Consider the following 16,734-nt stretch of genomic DNA (forward strand, 5'->3'; position numbering starts at 1 on the left):
TCCGCCGCTACCGCCACGATGGCTGGACGGCGGAGCGGCAGCGCGGCTTCATCCGCGCGCTCGCCGAAACCGGATCGGTAAAGGCCGCCGCCCGCCGCATCGGCAAGACCACGGAGGGCGCGTACCAGATGCGCCTGCAGCCCGGCGCCGACAGCTTCCGCGCCGCGTGGGAGGCCGCGCTCGCCAGCGGCGTCCAGCGCCTCACCGATATCGCCATGGAGCGCGCGGTGGAGGGCGTCCCCATCCCCGTCTTTCACAAGGGCGAGCAGGTCGGCGAGCGCCGCTGGTACAATGATCGCTTGCTGATGTTCATGCTGAAGCACCACCAACCCGATCGCTACAACACCCCCGCGCTCGCCCCCGGCACCCGGCATCCCGAGACGATCGCCCGCGAGGCGGCGCAGCAATGCCCCGTCTGCCGCGAGCGCGAGGAAACCGCCGCCCGCCGCGCCTTCGCCGAGGCGGAGGCCGCCAAGCAGAGCAACGAGGAATTTCTCGTCCACCTCATGCGCACCTATCAGATCAAGGTGCAGTCCGAGCGCCGCGAGCGCCTCGCCGGCGATTGGGCCGCCGCAGATTTCTACCTGCGCCAGCTCAACTTCTTCGAGCTGATCCTCGAAGGCTGCGGCCACCGCATGGACATCATCGACATGCATACCATGCAGAGCGGCGAAGAGGGCATGTACACCCGCCAGATCAACTGCGGCCCGCTCACCCGCATCCTGGACGACATGCGCCGCGAGATCTGGGAAGCCGCCGGCGAGCCACCCCGCCCGCCGATCGATCTGCGCGAGTTCCTTCCCTATTCCACCATGAACCAGCAGGGGGATACGGCGCGCGAACGCCAGCACGCGCGCGCCGAGGCGCAGCGGCGGATCGCGGAGTCGCAGGCGGTGTGGGAGGCGTCAGCGAATGAGGAGACTTGGGCCGCCTTCAAGGCCGCTTCGGGGCGGTGAGCGGGGCTTGGCGAGCGTCGCAGAAGCGGCTGCGGGCGGCGTCCGCCAGGCGGCGCGGGGCGTGCCGGTCGAGGAAGCGGCTTTGGTGGGGAGATTGGAGGGCGGCAACTGGGCCGGTTGCAGACTGGCAGCTCCCAGCCGCACGAACGCGCGTAGCCGCCGTTCGAGTTTCTACCGGTGGCCGGCAGCTAGCTACCAAATCTCGCCGTTCCGATCCGGCTGCGGCAACGTCGCCTTGTGCCGGAACCGGTTATTCGCACGTTCAGCATCTGTCCGCATCGCCCGGCCCATTGTACATCAATTTGGCTCCTTGGCCTTGCGTGGCAGCGCTCCCGGCATAAACTCAATTTTATGTCCAACACAGTCCATCGCGGCCACGTCGAACTTGGCAAATTGGAACTTGGCGCTACGCTCACCCTCGAACCAGGGGGCGTTTCCCTCGACATCGCAAGCACAGATCAGGCTCACAAGATGCCCGAGCGGCTTGAGATCATTCGGTTCAGAAGCAACACCGGCTACTTCACGCTTACCAACCTGTTTCGGCTGAACCACAACATGAGGCTGGGTGTTGGTGGGCTATCGACTTATAGCGTAAGGCTCGCCTTCGAAAGCGCCCACTTCCAAACCGAGGACGAGATCAGGTCGACGACGTGGAGCATGATCGTCGACGACGTCGCCAAGATTATTCACGTCAACGGCGTCATTCAGCAGATGATCATGCCGGAGACCGGCGGATTAATTGTGACTTACACTGTCGCATCCCCGCCGGCGGTAGCCCTCGAATGCCCCTCGGCCCAACTGACCCTGCGACTTGGCCAGCACATTAGATCGGGCGGCGATCCAATTAATGGGCCGACACTTAGTCTCACATATCCGATCGACCTGGTTTTCCCCGAAGACGTCAGCATCGAGGTTGCGGTCCGCACTATGCATCGGGTCCGGCAGATACTTTCCTTAGTGATGGGGCGCGTGCTTCCTATCACTAGCGCCTCCATAAAGATGCCGGGCGAGAGCAACCCGCACGAGGTCCCGATTCACGGGCTTCTTATGACCGACAGGGCTGAGAAACCGACCGAACCTGTCCTGCCAAAGATTACGCCCGAAATATTGGCAGCAGTTATCGATTGCTGGCTGTCTCGATACGACGAACTCGGCGACGCGATCCGCCTACACTTGAGCGGCCTTGAGCAGCGGCGACTTCCGACCGAGCTCAGGTTTCAAATCTTCGTCCAGTCGCTAGAGGCCCTGCACCGACGCATCGCACCGACCGCTGCCCAAGCGATCGATAGCATTCCGATTGTCGAAACCCTGCGAGAACGTGGAATTCCAAGTGACGTTGTCGATCGGGTAAGAGGTGTGCTGGCCCACGCCCATGAGCCCGGACTGAGGCAGCGGTTGCGACATTACTGGGATCGATTCGAGACGGAGATCATGACGCTGCGCCCTTCAGAGAAGCGTAAGGGGTTCATTGGACGCGTCGCCGCGACCCGCAACCACTATGCCCATCGAACCGACCGCGACGAGCAAGTGCTTTCCGGCACGGACCTGTGGGATGCCACCGAAACTGTGAAAGCGATCTCGCACATGGCGCTGCTTAGCGAGGTGGGCGCAGACACGCGCGGCGTCGGGCAAAAGATGCTGAACTGCCGTTTCGCGGAATATGCCTTACGGGAGTAAATAAGCCACCGCTACCAAGCGGCTTTGCTCGCTCGGCAGCGGATAGTGGAAACCCTCGTAAGTCAGCTACTGCTGGAAGCCGTCATACGCCGCAGCGTAGGAGAACGACGGATTTGTCCCAAAGTCGGGCGCTCACAGCCCGGCTAGCGAACGGCAGGTTTCAGGATCGGACAGGGTCAGGCTGAACGGCCGAGGTTGGGCGCACTGCTGCCGCCGTCGGTCAGCACGCCAGGCACGACCGCTTCCGACCAGATCCGGTCTTCCGTGACGAGGCGGCAAAGGCGGGCTTCTGGAAAAGTCAGACGCTCTTTGATTAAATCCATATATCTATTATTATGGATGTATGGGCAACGATTCAGCCATAACCGCTCTTGGCGCGCTCGCGCAGGGCACGCGCCTCGATGCATTCCGCCTGCTGGTCCGTCACGAGCCTGAGGGCCTGGCCGCCGGCGAAGTCGCCAAGGCGCTCGACGTGCCGCAGAACACAATGTCGGTGCATCTCGCGACGCTGGCGCGCGCCGGTCTGGTCCGATCCGAGCGGCGCAGCCGCATCATCAACTATCGCGCCGATCTCGACCAGTTGAAGGCGCTGACCGTGTTCCTCGTGAAAGACTGTTGCGGCGGGAAGGCGGAGGTTTGTGCGCCGCTAATCGCCGAGCTTAACCCCTGCTGCTGAGGGCCGCCATGACGGTTGATATCATAATCTATCACAACCCCGAGTGCGGTACGTCGCGCAACACGCTGGCGATGATCCAGAACGCTGGCATCGAGCCGCACGTGATCGAGTATCTGAAGACGCCGCCCAACCGCTCGCGTCTCGTTTCGCTGATCGCGCTCATGGGCATCACGCCCCGCGCGCTGCTGCGCGATAAGGGCACGCCCTATGCCGAGCTTGGCCTGGGCGACGCGACGCTGAGCGATGGCCAGCTCATCGACGCAATGATCGAGCATCCGATCCTCATCAACCGGCCGATCGTCGTCTCGCCGCTTGGTGTGAAGCTGTGCCGTCCCTCGGAAGAGGTGCTAGACCTGCTGCCGGCTCGGCAGCGCGGTGCTTTCACCAAGGAAGATGGCGAGAAGGTCATCGACGACGCAGGCAACAGGATCGGCGGGTGACCATCGCCACTCCGGCCAAGCCGGCGATCAGCACATTCGAGCGCTATCTCAGCCTCTGGGTAGCGCTGTGCATCGTGGTCGGGATCGCGCTCGGCTACGCGCTGCCGGGTCTGTTCGGCGCGATCGCCACAGCTGAGGTGGCGCGGGTCAACCTCGTGGTCGCGGTGCTCATCTGGCTGATGATCATCCCGATGCTGCTCAAGATCGACCTTCGCGCGCTCGGCTCGATCCGCCAGCACTGGAAGGGCGTTGGGGTCACCCTGTTCATCAACTGGGCGGTGAAGCCCTTTTCGATGGCGCTGCTCGGTACGCTGTTCTTGGGTTGGCTGTTTCGGCCTCTGCTGCCAGCAAGCGACGTCAGCTCCTATATCGCCGGCCTGATCCTGCTGGCTGCCGCCCCGTGCACGGCGATGGTGTTCGTCTGGTCCAACCTCTGCGAGGGCGAGCCAACCTACACGCTGAGCCAGGTCGCGTTGAACGACGTGATCATGGTGTTCGCGTTCGCACCGCTGGTCGGCCTGCTACTTGGCGTCGCCTCGATCACCGTGCCGTGGGATACGCTGCTGATCTCGGTGATACTCTACATCGCGGTGCCGGTGATAGTCGCGCAGATCGTCCGCAGCGCGGCGATTGCCTCGGGCGGCCAGGCCGCGCTGGATCGGCTACTAGCCCGGCTCGGGCCCGTCTCGCTGCTGGCGCTGCTCACCACCCTCGTGCTGCTGTTCGGCTTCCAGGGCGAGGCGATCATCGCCCATCCGCTGGTCATCGCATTGATTGCGGTGCCGATCCTCATCCAGGTCTATTTCAACGCAGGGCTCGCCTACTGGCTGAGCCGCCGGATCGGGGTGGCGTGGTGCGTGGCGGCGCCCGCCGCGCTGATCGGTGCCTCCAACTTCTTCGAGCTAGCGGTCGCCGCCGCGATTAGCCTGTTCGGGCTCAACTCGGGCGCGGCGCTGGCGACGGTCGTCGGCGTGCTGGTCGAGGTGCCGGTGATGCTGTCAGTCGTCGCGATCGTGAAGCGGACGCGGCCCTGGTACGAAGCGAGAGCGACGGCATGACCCAGATCTATTTCGCGGAGGCTCGGCATTCCGATGATGTCTTGCGGCTCGCGCTCGGCGCCGCGCAGCTCCCAACCGACGATCTCGGCGGTCCCGACCAGATGTTCTTCAGCCTGTTCGACGATGAGGGGCTGATCGGGTTCATCGGTCTGGAAGGCAACGGCGCTGACCGGCTGCTCCGCTCGTTGGTCGTGCTGCCAAGCCGGCGCGGCAAAGGATATGGCCGCATGCTGGTCGAGCGCCTTGAAGGCGTCACCGATGGTGCGGTCGAGCGGCTGCACCTCCTCACCAATGGTAGCGCCGAGTTCTTCCGAGGGCTTGGTTATGTCGACGCCGATCGCGACGCCGCGCCGGCGTTCATCACCGCGACCGCGCAGTTCACATCGCTGTGCGGTCCACGCGCGACCTATCTCGTCAAGGACCTTGGATGACCCGTCTCCGCGCGCTGACCGATCCCGATCATCTCCCCGCGCTTGATAGGGGCATTGTGATCACCCGGCCGGGTGCGGGCCTCGGCGACGATCAGCCGCCGCCGCGCATACTGCTGCTTTACGGGTCGCTGCGCGAACGCTCGTTCAGCCGGTTCGCGGCCGAGGAAGCCGCTCGACTGCTGATCCTATTCGGCGCGGAGGTGCGGATATTCGATCCTAGCGACCTGCCGCTCCCCGATCAGGTGAAGGGCGACGATCATCCCGCCGTCCATGAGTTGCGCCAGCATGCGCTGTGGTCTGAAGGGATGGTCTGGTGCAGCCCCGAGCGACATGGCCAGATCACCGGCATCATGAAGACGCAGATCGACCACCTGCCGCTGGAATTCGGCGGCATGCGACCCACCCAGGGTCGCACGCTTGCGGTCATGCAAGTGTCGGGCGGCTCGCAGTCGTTCAACGCGGTCAACACACTGCGATTGCTCGGCCGCTGGATGCGCATGATTACCATTCCCAACCAATCGAGCGTGGCGATGGCGTTCAAGGAGTTTGACGAAGCAGGCCGCATGCGACCATCGAGCTACTATGACCGGATCGTCGACGTGATGGAGGAGCTGGTCCGGTTCACGATCGTGACTCGCAGCCACGCCGCACAGCTCGTTGATCGCTATTCCGAACGGAAGGCCGCACAGGCGAAGCGTGACGCCGCGGCCGATCTTGCCTCCCGAGCTGTCGGCTGATGGACCCGAGTTGTTCGCCACTCAGACGTTAAATGCCCGCTTATCCTGAAAACAGCCATTCCGCCTTACCCGCCCGAATGGCAGCTGAGTCCACATATTCGGCCACCGCGGTCGATCGGCTAGCATGTCCGCTTTCAGGCGATCGTCAGGCGATCCGCTATGACTGATATGGGGCGCTTTGCTGAACGGCAGTTCTTGCTCAAACCAGCCCTGCGGCTCATGGGCCGTGAGCGGATTGACAGCTTCTGGCCGCCCGAGCTCAAAAGTGGACACATCTAGGGTTGAGCGCCCACCAACTCCAATTGGCCGTAAGCGGATTATCTTATGACGCGCGCATATCTCCGCAACCGGCAGCTGAAATGCGCCTTAATTGGCGCGGGCTGGCATCCGTGCTAACGGACCGGGATGAAGGTCTATCTTTCCGGACCCATCAGCGGATCGCCGGACGCGTCGATCGTCGATTGGCGCAGGCAGGCACTCGAGCTCCTGCCGTCCGGCATCGAGGTTTTCGACCCTGCGCTCGCTCGCTATGATGCCACACTGGCACATGCGCAGCCGGAAACCGTCGCAGCGGCGTTCGAGCGATTGCGACACGGAATGCTGGTTGTCGACCGCAACAAGCATCTTATCCAGTCGTCCGATATGGTACTGGCCAACCTGCTGGCAGCCGACCACGCTTCGATCGGCGCGATCGGCGAGCTGTTCTGGGCGAATGCATTTCGGGTACCGATCGTCATCGTGCGCGAGCGCGACGGCAACGTCCATGATCACGCCATGCTCAACGCGATCGCTTCCGTTGTTACTCATTCGCTTGAGGATGGCTGCGCCGCTGCAGTAAATATGCTGCAGACCGAGACCCGACTCGGACGGCGGAAGGTCAGCGCGACAGCTCGCGGGCGAGCCGGGACGAGTCATAGACCCTGAAGCCGGCCTCATCGATATCGTCGGTCGCATCGACCCCATCGAAAAATGCCGGGGAATAAGGGCTTTTGCCGCCGTTCCAGCGTCGGGCCATGAACGCGAGCCAGTCGCTGCGACCATTGCGCTGCTCGGGCGTGAGGCGCCGCCGCCAGTCCATGTAGTTCCCGACCGAATGGGCGGGCGACCAGAGATCCAGCAGGGTTTCGAACCGCACAGCTTTGTCCGGGCGAGCAAGCGATGCCCTAATGGCGCCCACGAAATTGGCGGTGAAGTGACTGGCGTCGGGCTGCGTGAGTTCGGATGCGCCGCAACAGCCGTTGCCGTCACTCCAGGGAATGAATTCTGTGTCGCCGGCGCCGAACTTGACCCCGAGAGCATGACTGTGGCGACGCGCGCGTCGCACAAAAGGGCGTTTGGCGTCTCGGGACAAAGTCCAGTCAGGGCCGAGCCGGACCACGCCCTGCTCGTGCATGCGCTTGACGATGTCGTATCCGAGCGCCCGGCTGGCCGCCGCGATCCCGGTATTAACCGACTCACCGGGCACTTTCAGGTATTCGAAGGACAGTTGTTTCACCCCGGCCACTGCTGCCGCGCTTGCCATGCCAAGCGCTTCCTCCTCGTAACCGGGAAAGATCGGTTGGATACGGAGGCCGCAGGCAACGCCGCGGGCGCTCAAACGCGTGATCGTCTCGATCGTCACCGGAAATCCAGCGGTGCGGGGTTCAACGACCTTTCGCAGCGGCTCGGGTATTCCGGCTGCCGACAGCCTTACAACCACGTCCATGTCGGCCATCATCGATAGATACGGTTCGCTGGCCGGCAGCGAACCCTTGGTGCTGATTAACGTTGGATAGTGGCTCGTCTAGCCATCAGTCTTCACTCCGCCTCTCCACTCTATGCTGGCTTGGCGCCCGCGCGCTTCGGTCATCGCGACCAGCCAGCGCCGACGCAGCACATTCGAGTGTTCGGGATACCTCGCGTCGATTAAAGTCGAGCGCGGTCAGCCGGTCGGTGCGGAAGATGCGCAAGTCGCACCACGCCATCACAGTCCGGACCGTGGCGACATAGCCGACCAGGAAGGGCCAGACGATCCGCTCGGAGACGGCCCCATGCTCGCCGCGATAGCCGATCCTGATCTTCCGTCCCCGCCAACTTCATTCACGCAGGCGGGCGATATCGATCTTGGTATCCGCCTGCTGGTCGCGTAGACCGCCGCGCACGCCGGTGGAGAGCGGTCTGCCAAGAAGGGTGAACATGGCGATCGCAGCCGCGTCCCGCTCACGAACGACCAGGAAGTCCCGCGACGGTCCGTACCGTCCGTTTCCGGTCCAGCGATCCCATGACGCGTCCCAGGCCGCGTTAAACGGGTCCAGCGCCTTGCGCCGGCGGAATTGCCTGCCGGAGCACGCGGGCGATTGATCGGATGCCGACGAGTCTCTTGGAACGAGGCGGAACCGAGCATGTGCTCGCCGCAATGTCACGCGAGGCCCGTCCGCCTTGACTCCGGGGCGGTCACGGTGTCTCCTCCAGTGTGGACGGCTGACCCACGACTCGGGAGGCCGCCGGTAATGCGTGCACCACTAGAGGGAGTGGGAGCATTGGGGACGGAGCAGGACGCGCAAGGAGCTGGCGGGGAGTTTCCGGACATCTCGAACCAGCACTGGCACGTCGATCCGCTCGACCCTCCGCCCGATGACACGGCGGAGGCGTTGACCGCGGAGGGGCCGCAGCGCCAGACGCGCGTCGCCAAGTCGATTCTCAGGCTGTTGGGGCAGCTCGACGCCGCCTATCCCGACCGCCGCCGCAAGTCCGACGGCACGATCGGCGACAAGGCCCACCAGAGCCGCGCGTCCGACCACAATCCCTGGATCGTGGATGACGGTCTCGGCGTCGTCACGGCGGTTGACGTCACGCACGACCCCGCGACGTGCGACGCGGGCAAGCTGGTCGAGGCGCTCAGGGCGAGCCGCGACCCGCGGATCAAGTACCTGATCTGGAACAGGAGGATCGCCAACCACGCTCCGATTGGCGCCTGGCCCGCCTGGGCGTGGCGGACCTATTCTGGCCCGAGCCCGCACGACCATCACTGCCACCTCTCAGTCCGGTCGGAGAAGCACCTCTATGACGACAACCGCGATTGGGCGCTACCGCGGCATGAGGAGCGGCCGGAGGGCGCGTCCGGGGTCGCCCGCAGCGCTCCCGACGATGCGATCGCCACGATAAGGGAGTCCCTCGAGGCGCTATCGGAGGGCGGCACCGACGATCCGATCAGGTTCCTCGCCGACGTTCGCGACGAACTCGACGCGCTAGTTCCCCTGATACGCGATCCGTCTCCTTCATCCGCACCCCTTGACTCCACCGAGGGCGCGGCGACCTCGTTTGCGGCGCTGCGCGCCAACTACGAGGCCCTCTGGGCCGGCTGCCGGGTCAGGACAGAGAAGCGGTCCGAGGTGGCATGGTACAGGGCCAAGCTGCTCGCCGGCCGCGCGCGTTACGAGGCGGTCGCAGCGGCGGTCGAGGCTCCTTGGTGGTTCATCGGCATCGTCCACGGGCTGGAGGGATCCTTCAGCTTCTCCTCGCACCTCCACAACGGCGACCCGCTCACCGCCCAGACCGTCCAGGTCCCCGCCGGGCGGCCGAAGGTGTGGCTGCCGCCCAGCGATTGGGAGTCCAGCGCGGTCGACGCGATCACGATGGACAGGCACGCGCATCAGAAGGACTGGAGTGTCGCCCGCTCGCTTCACAGGTTCGAGGGTTTCAACGGTTACGGCTACTACGCCCGGGGGATCAACTCGCCCTATCTCTGGAGCTTCTCGAACCATTACGAGAAGGGCAAGTTCGTCCGCGACGGGAAGTACGACCCCAACGCGGTCTCCCGGCAGTGCGGCGCCGCTGTAATGCTCAAGGCCCTGGCGGCCGACGGCCTGATCTCCTTCGGATCGCCGTAGATGCCCCACCAGCCGGAACTGGCAGAGTTGATCAGGGACGCGGGCGTCGCGGCCTGGACTGCCTGGTCGACCGTGCGGGTGGGCATCTCCGACACGCTGCCGAGCGCGGACGGGCTGCGCGCCGCGGCTGATCTCCTCGGTCAGGACGCCGACGATCTCCTGGCCTCGACCTTGCTGCGCTTCCAGCTCGTGGAGAGCTTCCGCACCGCGCTCGAGACTCAGGGCGTTCGTACTGGGGATCTGCTGCCGACACCGGATCCCGGCTACTTCGACGAGGAGGCCCTCGGGCGGTTCCTGGTCCGCAGCCGCGCGATCCGGTGCCTGATTCTCAAGAATGGGGAACCCTCCGGATCGGGCGTCCTGGTCGCCCCTGCGCTGGTGCTGACTGCGTGGCACGTTATCGCGGTCGGCCCCCCCGGGGCGGACCAGGAGCCGGCGCCGCTGATCCAGGTTCGGCTCGCGGATGGGAGGGTGGTGGCGGCGGAGTACCCGGCGACCGAGCAGTCGTCCTGCACGCTGCCCGAATGGCGCAATGCCATCCCCGGGACGGACGAAGAGTTCACCGACTACTCGGACGTCGCCCTGCTCCGCCTGCGGGAGCCGGCCGGCGCCACGTTCGGCTTCGCCCGTCTCGGCGCGTCCGACAGGCCTTGGCCGGGACGCCAGTGGCTCACGATCCTGCAGTACCCGGAAGGCGAGTACCGTGGGATCAGCTTCGGTCGGACGCAGAAGATCAGGGGCCTCACCGCCCGCTGGGCGCATGACGCCGCAGGCGCGGCGGGCAGCTCCGGAGGGGGCTGTTTCGACACGAGCTTCCTGCTCGCCGGCATTCATCAGGGCCGCGCGGCGGACCCGAGCCTGGGGCGCATGGTCCCCACCGCGCGGTTCCCGCCGACACTGGTCCGGCGGATCGAGACCGGGGACGTCGCTCCGCTCTGGTCGTTGGGCGGGACGCCCGACGCGCCGCTCGTGATCGGGCGCTCCATCCTCGTCGATGCCTTCCGCGCGAGCACCGATCCCGCCTCCCGGGCTCGGGGAATCTGGATCAAGCGGACCAACTGGCGCAGTCTCGAGGGGCTGGGCTTCTCCTTCCGCGTGCTCGGGTACCTGGTGTCGCGCACCCCCGACGTGCGCATCGTGCTGGTGTCCTTCGACGCGCTGGTCTCCGACCACGTTCAGGAGGTCGCCCGCAGGGTGACGGAGGCGGGCTTCCCGGTTCCGAACCCCGAGGCGCCTCCCGGCACGTCCGAAGGCCAGACGCAGCCGGAGGCGGTGGTCGCCGTCCGGGCGCGACTTCTTGCGGAGGCCATCGACGAGGAGGCGCGGCGGCGTGGCGTCCGGCTGTTCGTATTCCTGGAGCACCCGAACGTGGTCTTCGGCGATGCCGCGCGCTGGGCGGTGGCCGCGTTCGCCGAGGCGGTGCTGAAGCTCGACGCTATCCGGGTGGTGCTCGCGGGCTACGAGCCCATGCAGTTCGCCGGGGCGCAGCTCCAGGTCCTGGGGGATGCGCAGGGCGCAGGGCCGCCCGGGCTCATGGTGGAGTTCCTGCGCGGCTTCACCCGGCAGGAGGTGGAGCGGCTGATCGCGACGGCGTGCGCGGCTCTTGGGGAGGATGCGCATCCCCAGCGCGTCAGCGATTGGGCGGACCAAGCACTTGAGGATCTGCCGGTCGGCCGCGACGGCACGTTCGCGCCGGCCTTGGGACGTGATGTCGGCGAGCGGCTGCGGCCCAAGCTGGAGATCCTGGCGGCAAGGCTCGCCGAGGAGGCCGCGACCCGGGCCGGGCCGGCCGCCACGGCGGCCGCATGAGCGCGGGGTTCTCCGTTCCGCAGGCGCCGCTGTCGGCCGCGCTGAGGTTCGCGGCGCTCTCGGGGCCGTTCCATCCCGCGGACGCGCTTCGGGTCGCGACGGACTCGGCCGCCGCGGGGACCGGCAGCCCCTCGCCCGCGACGGACCCGGTCGCGATGTCCCTACTCGCGACCGCGTTGGCCGAGTCGTGCGACACCAGCCCGCCCGACCGGCCCGGGGAGTGGCTGATCCGAACCTCCGAGCGGGCCCGGGTACTCCGCGAGATCGACGCAGATCCACGGGCCGATCTTCTGGACGCGGTCCGCGCGCACGCTGTCGACGGAGGCGACCGGGAGACGGGGGACCTCGTCGCCGTACTGCTTGGCCGCGAGCCCATGGACCTGGCGTCCATCGAGCGCGTAATCGCGAAGCCCTCGTCGCGGGAGGAACTCGCCCGCATCGCCGTCGCGATCGACCGCGCCGGCGGACTAGCGCCCCTGCCCGCCGATCTCGGCCATGCGGTCCGCAGCGCCATAGCCGCATGGGACGAGCGGGCTCGGCGGGCAGCGTTCGCCGCAACCCCCTTCAGGGGCCGCAGGCGCGAAGTGGGCGACCTCGTCGCGTTCGCCCGCTCCACCTTCCCTGGCACCGTTCGCTGCGCCTTCGTCACCGGTCCGCCCGGGATCGGCAAGTCCGCATTGCTGGACCGGGTCGCGCTCGACCTGGCGGCCGGAGGAGATTGGATCTTGCTCAGATTCGACTTCGACCGCGCGGGACTTGATCCGTCCGACCCGGTCGGCTTCACGCTAGAGGCGGCGCGCCAGGTCGGCCAGCAGCTGGGCCGGGCGGGCGGCGGTCTACTGGAGATGCGGATGAGCGCCACGGAGTTCGTCGGGGCGGCGCCCGACGTGCTTGAGAGCTCCTCGGAGATCGCGCAGTCGCCGACTGGGCCGCAGCCGCTGGTGGACCGCATGGCAGAGGACGTTGGACGGGCTGGCCGGAAGGTGCTCGTCCTCCTCGACACCCTGGAGGTGCTGCGTGGCCGCGGCGAGGCTCAACCGCCCACCCTGTTCTACCTGCTGGACGGCTACGCCGCGGCCTTCGGGGGCATGGCTGTCCTCGCGGCGGGCCGGGGCGACGCGCTGGACAGCTGCAGTGAGCGCTACGGCCAGCCCGTCGACCTCGCGGGACTGAACCCGGGTGAGGCCCGTGAGGTGCTCGCGGACCTGGACGTCGCCGAGCACCTCCGCGAAGAACTCGTCGCACTCGCGGCTGGGAGCCCGCTGAAGCTGCGGCTCGCGGCGGAGGTCGCCCGCAGGGGAGACCTGCCGCTGCTGCCCCGCCGGCGGCGCGCCGTCGACGAAGGCTTCCTATACCGCTTTCTCCTTTCGAGGATTGCCGATCCGCTGCTCCGCCGGCTCGCTCATCCCGGGCTGGTGCTGAGACGTGTGGACGCCGAGGTCCTTCGGGAGGTCGTCGGGCCGGCGCTGCGCATCCGGCTGTCCACGGCCGAGGCAGACCGCGCCTTCTCCGAACTCGCCACTCACCATTGGCTGATGACCGCCGGGCCGGACGGGGTACTGCGCCATCGACCAGACGTCCGAGCGCTGCTTCTCCCGCACATCTACGCGAGCGCGCCCAGGCAGGCCGCCGCCATCGATGAGGCGGCGGTGCGATGGTACGCGAGGCGATCGGAGGGATGGGCAGACGTAGAGGGGGCGTATCACCGCCTGCAGCTCATGCGCGCCCGGCCAGGCCTGCCTCTGCTACCGGCCCGAGTACTCGGTCGTCTGGACGCAGAGGCGAGGCGCGAGCTTCCAGAGGAGGCGCGCCGACTCGTGCTCGAAGCGACTGGTGATCGCGGCGACTCGCTGCGGGTGGGCGGAGGGGATCTCGATGAGGAGGACCTGATCCAGGAGCTCAGGGCCATCCTGCAGCGCGGTGACTGGCGCGAGGCTGGCTACGTCCTCGACCGCGTCGCGCAGGCCCGGATCCTCGCGGCGGCGTCCCCCGCATCCGACCTCCTCCGGGCCGCCATGTGGCGGGCCGGTCGATGGGCTGAGGCGCGGCTGTCGCTGATCGAGCGCGATCGGGTCGAGCCGGGCGACGGCGACATCGTCGACCTTTCCGCGGAGGCGGCGCTGGCCAGGCTTGAGATGCGGGCCGAACTGGATCCAGCGGCCGCGAGGCGAATGCCGAACCTCCTTCCGGAGCGGGCGGACGAACTCGGACGGGAGGCGATCCGGGCGAACGACAACATGGCCCGGCACGGCGCGCTCGCCTTCGTTCGGCGCGACCGCCCGCTCGTCCCGTTCGTCGCCGCGCGCGAGGGCGATTTCGACCTAGCGGCCGCCATTGCGCCCGAGGCGCTGCAGGGAGCTAGCGCCGAGCGGGCTGCGGCGCTCGAACTCGGTCGCCAGCGAGTCTCCCGATGGCTGGGTGGCAAGGTGTCGGACGCACGGGCGCTAGCGGCGCTCACGCCATACGCGACGCCGATCGCCGCGCTCGCGCTGGATCCGAGCCGAGCCGCCATCGCGCTGCACGCCGGCGCGGTCGTCTCCGGTGTGCTGGGGTCGCGGAGCCTAGCGTTAGGCGTCGTGGCCGCCCGGCCTGCCTCCTCCGTCTCCAACCCGATCTCCGCGCTGTCCGAGATGGGGCTCCTCGCTGAATGGGCGGGCGTGGCGGCGCAGGACGTGCGCGACGACGACCTCGCCCTGATCGCCCGCGCGGCCGAGCGCTGGCGGCGCTCCGCCGCCGGCGACTGGGCCTACCCGGCGGGCCCGCGCGGCGGCACCGAGCGCCCCGACGCCGAGCTAGCCGGCCGGCTGGATGCGCTCCGCGCCAGCCCCGAGCCGCTGCAGGAGGCGCTCATCGAGTTGGCCGTCTGGAGCGGCCGCCCGGCAGGATCTCCGGACGACGTTCTGACGATCGGCCGGTCGGAGGCCCGACGTCTCCGCCGCCGCTGGTGGCGCGCGCTTCTGCATGCCACCCACGAGGACACGCCAAGGGGAGCCCTCGCCGGTCTGCTCGCGCACCGGGTCCCATCCGCAGTCGCGCCGGCGCTCGCGATCCTGCAGCACAACCTCATTGCTGGAGATCTGCCGTGACGAACGAGGAGAGGCTTGAGAGGGTCCGCAGGAGGGCAACGGACGCCATACTTGAGGCTTACCTGAAAGCGGTGGCGGCCGGGACCGCGCCGCGCCCGCTCCTGGAGGGGCTTTCGCCGGCAGCGGCCGAGTCGATGGCTAGGGGCAAGGCAGCGCTCGAGGCGCTGCCAGCCCATGCGGCCGCGCTCGAGGCCATCGTCCAGCGCTATGGCCGCCCGCCCCTCCTGGTCAGCAACGACGCGGTCGTGCTCGAGCCGCTCGTTGACCTCCCGCCGGACACGGATGTCCTGATCAAGGCCGCCGAGTTCCGGCTTCGCTCCGTCGGACGCGTGGAGTTCGTGAACAGCGGGCAGAGCTGGGGCGGGACCGGCTGGCTAGTTGACCGGCGCGGCGGACGGTCGATCGTCGTGACGAACCGGCACGTCGCTGGCATCGTGGCTCGCCGCCGGGCCGATGGCGTCGCCGTCTTCATGCGGGCTCCCTCCGGTGCCCGCCTCGGAGCGAGGCTGGACTTCAAGGAGGAGCACGGCAGCGTTGCGGGCGATCAAAGCGCGACGGTGCCCGTGTCCGATGTCACCTACCTCGCCGATGAGATCGACGCCGACGTCGCTCTCCTCGCGATAGACGCGGCGGGGGTCGGCGACCGCCGGCCGATTGACCTCGACACGTCGCCGATCCAGGTCGGCGAGCTGGTCGCGCTAATTGGCTACCCCGCATACGACTCCAGGAACGACGATTCCGATCAGTCCCGCTACTTCCGCGACCTCTACGAGGTGAAGCGCTTCTCGCCCGGCAGGATCACGCAGTCCGGGCAAGGTGCCGAAGAGCTGTCCCACGACTGCACCAGCCTCGGTGGAAGTTCGGGAGGGCCGCTCATCAGGTTGGGGCCTGACGCCGGGGCGGTCGGGCTGCACTTCTCCGGGGTGTACGGGAAGGCGAACAGCGCGGTTCCCGCGAGGGTGGTGCTCGATCTGCTGCGCGGCTCCCTGCCTACCCACTCCCTCATGATGCGCGGGTCGGACGTCGAGGCGCCGGACCGGCACCATTCGGCCGAGTACTTCGCCGGCAGGACAGGCTTCGATCAGGAGCATCTCGGTAGGGGACCGCTGGCGACCCCATGGCCCATTCCGCGCACGGACCTGACGGCGGATCTCGCCCAGCCGGAACCTCCCGGCCCGAGCGAGCCCCACGAGATCGCCTACACCCACTTCGGCGTAAAGTACTCGGCGACAAAGAGGCTGGCGCTAGTGACCGCCGTCAACATCGACGGGAAGCAGTCGATCAGGATCAAGCGTGGGCGGGACGTCTGGTGCTCGGACGGACGGCTGCCGCGGGAAATCCAGCTCGGGGAGGGGAACTTCCGCGATTTAGAGATCGACCGCGGGCACATGGTCAGGCGCGAGGACCCGAACTGGTCCGCCGCCGTCGAAGACGCCAGAGCACAGGCCGAGGCCGCCATGGCCGACGAGGACACCTTCCACTACGTGAACGCGATCGCCCAGCACTCGCGCCTGAACCAGGGCAAGGCGCTCTGGCAGGGCCTGGAAAACTACATCCTCGACAGCGCCCGCACGCACGGCTTCCGGGCGTGCGTGTTCACCGGACCCGTTCTGGCCGCGCGGGACGACGCCGATGCGGATACCGTCCTCGACGGCGCGGTGGTGCCGAGGGAGTTCTGGAAGCTGGTGGTCACGCTGGCCGATGACCCGTCGCGCCTCCATGCGACGGCGTACCTGCTGAGCCAAGGAGAGCTCATCCGGTCACTCCTCGAGAAGCGCGGCCGGCGCGAGGCGCAGGAGGGCTTTGCGCTCGGCGCCTACCGGACGTTCCAGCTCGCCGTCTCCGATCTGGCGGACGCGACCGGCTATGACTTTTCCGCCTACGTCGACGCCGACCCGCTTCGGGCGATGCCGGTCGCCGAGGCGGCCCTCTCGCGAAGGGAGCCGGTGGTGCTGCCCATCGAGGAACTTGCGGACCTTCGGCTCTAGTCCGGGC

13 protein-coding genes and 1 pseudogene are annotated in these 16,734 nt (G+C 67.3%); 12 read left to right on the plus strand and 2 right to left on the minus strand.

The window, feature by feature from the left end:
• Window positions 1-956, plus strand: a pseudogene (locus LK535_RS13885) (hypothetical protein); the annotation flags it as partial.
• A gap of 351 nt (window positions 957-1,307) precedes the next feature.
• On the plus strand, window positions 1,308-2,633 hold the full coding sequence (locus tag LK535_RS13890) for a HEPN domain-containing protein (protein WP_227772528.1): 1,326 nt from the start codon (window positions 1,308-1,310) through the stop codon (window positions 2,631-2,633).
• 176 nt (window positions 2,634-2,809) lie between these two features.
• On the opposite strand, the gene LK535_RS13895 is transcribed toward LK535_RS13890, so the two are convergent.
• Complete coding sequence (locus LK535_RS13895) at window positions 2,810-2,956, minus strand: hypothetical protein (RefSeq protein WP_227772529.1); 147 nt, start codon at window positions 2,954-2,956, stop codon at window positions 2,810-2,812.
• A gap of 20 nt (window positions 2,957-2,976) precedes the next feature.
• On the opposite strand from LK535_RS13895, the gene LK535_RS13900 reads away from it, so the two are divergent.
• From LK535_RS13900 to LK535_RS13925, 6 genes are all read left to right on the plus strand, one after another.
• The gene (locus LK535_RS13900; RefSeq protein ID WP_227772530.1) at window positions 2,977-3,309 is read left to right on the plus strand and encodes an ArsR/SmtB family transcription factor; all 333 of its coding nucleotides are present in this window, start codon (window positions 2,977-2,979) and stop codon (window positions 3,307-3,309) included.
• Window positions 3,310-3,317: 8 nt separating this feature from the next.
• On the plus strand, window positions 3,318-3,749 hold the full coding sequence (gene arsC / locus LK535_RS13905) for an arsenate reductase (glutaredoxin) (protein ID WP_227772531.1): 432 nt from the start codon (window positions 3,318-3,320) through the stop codon (window positions 3,747-3,749).
• On the plus strand, window positions 3,746-4,807 hold the full coding sequence (arsB, locus tag LK535_RS13910) for an ACR3 family arsenite efflux transporter (RefSeq protein WP_227772532.1): 1,062 nt from the start codon (window positions 3,746-3,748) through the stop codon (window positions 4,805-4,807). The genes arsC and arsB overlap by 4 nt, the downstream gene beginning before the upstream one ends.
• Window positions 4,804-5,238: a GNAT family N-acetyltransferase gene (locus LK535_RS13915; protein ID WP_227772533.1), complete on the plus strand. Its 435-nt coding sequence runs from the start codon at window positions 4,804-4,806 to the stop codon at window positions 5,236-5,238. Before arsB ends, LK535_RS13915 begins: the two co-directional genes overlap by 4 nt.
• Window positions 5,235-5,975: an arsenical resistance protein ArsH gene (gene arsH / locus LK535_RS13920; RefSeq protein WP_227772534.1), complete on the plus strand. Its 741-nt coding sequence runs from the start codon at window positions 5,235-5,237 to the stop codon at window positions 5,973-5,975. Before LK535_RS13915 ends, arsH begins: the two co-directional genes overlap by 4 nt.
• A 405-nt stretch (window positions 5,976-6,380) precedes the next feature.
• On the plus strand, window positions 6,381-6,899 hold the full coding sequence (locus LK535_RS13925; RefSeq protein WP_227772535.1) for a nucleoside 2-deoxyribosyltransferase: 519 nt from the start codon (window positions 6,381-6,383) through the stop codon (window positions 6,897-6,899).
• On the opposite strand, the gene LK535_RS13930 is transcribed toward LK535_RS13925, so the two are convergent.
• A complete protein-coding gene (locus LK535_RS13930; protein WP_227772536.1) occupies window positions 6,853-7,692 on the minus strand; it encodes a hypothetical protein in 840 nt (279 codons plus the stop codon). The genes LK535_RS13925 and LK535_RS13930 overlap by 47 nt on opposite strands.
• An 802-nt stretch (window positions 7,693-8,494) precedes the next feature.
• Here LK535_RS13930 and LK535_RS13935 point away from each other — a divergent pair.
• Genes LK535_RS13935 through LK535_RS13950 form a run of 4 tightly spaced genes read left to right on the plus strand, consistent with a single transcriptional unit; the run spans window position 8,495 to window position 16,727 of the window.
• Window positions 8,495-9,844 (plus strand): hypothetical protein, encoded by a 1,350-nt coding sequence (locus LK535_RS13935; protein WP_227772537.1) that lies wholly within the window; start codon window positions 8,495-8,497, stop codon window positions 9,842-9,844.
• Entirely contained in the window at window positions 9,845-11,653 is a 1,809-nt protein-coding gene (locus LK535_RS13940; protein ID WP_227772538.1) for a trypsin-like serine peptidase, read from the plus strand. It begins immediately after the preceding gene.
• The gene (locus tag LK535_RS13945) at window positions 11,650-14,739 is read left to right on the plus strand and encodes an ATP-binding protein (protein ID WP_227772539.1); all 3,090 of its coding nucleotides are present in this window, start codon (window positions 11,650-11,652) and stop codon (window positions 14,737-14,739) included. The genes LK535_RS13940 and LK535_RS13945 overlap by 4 nt, the downstream gene beginning before the upstream one ends.
• Complete coding sequence (locus LK535_RS13950) at window positions 14,736-16,727, plus strand: DNA/RNA non-specific endonuclease (RefSeq protein WP_227772540.1); 1,992 nt, start codon at window positions 14,736-14,738, stop codon at window positions 16,725-16,727. Before LK535_RS13945 ends, LK535_RS13950 begins: the two co-directional genes overlap by 4 nt.
• The last annotated feature ends 7 nt before the right edge of the window (window positions 16,728-16,734 follow it).

Origin of the sequence: Sphingomonas sp. IC4-52, assembly GCF_020707225.1 — a bacterium.
GTDB lineage: Bacteria > Pseudomonadota > Alphaproteobacteria > Sphingomonadales > Sphingomonadaceae > Sphingomonas.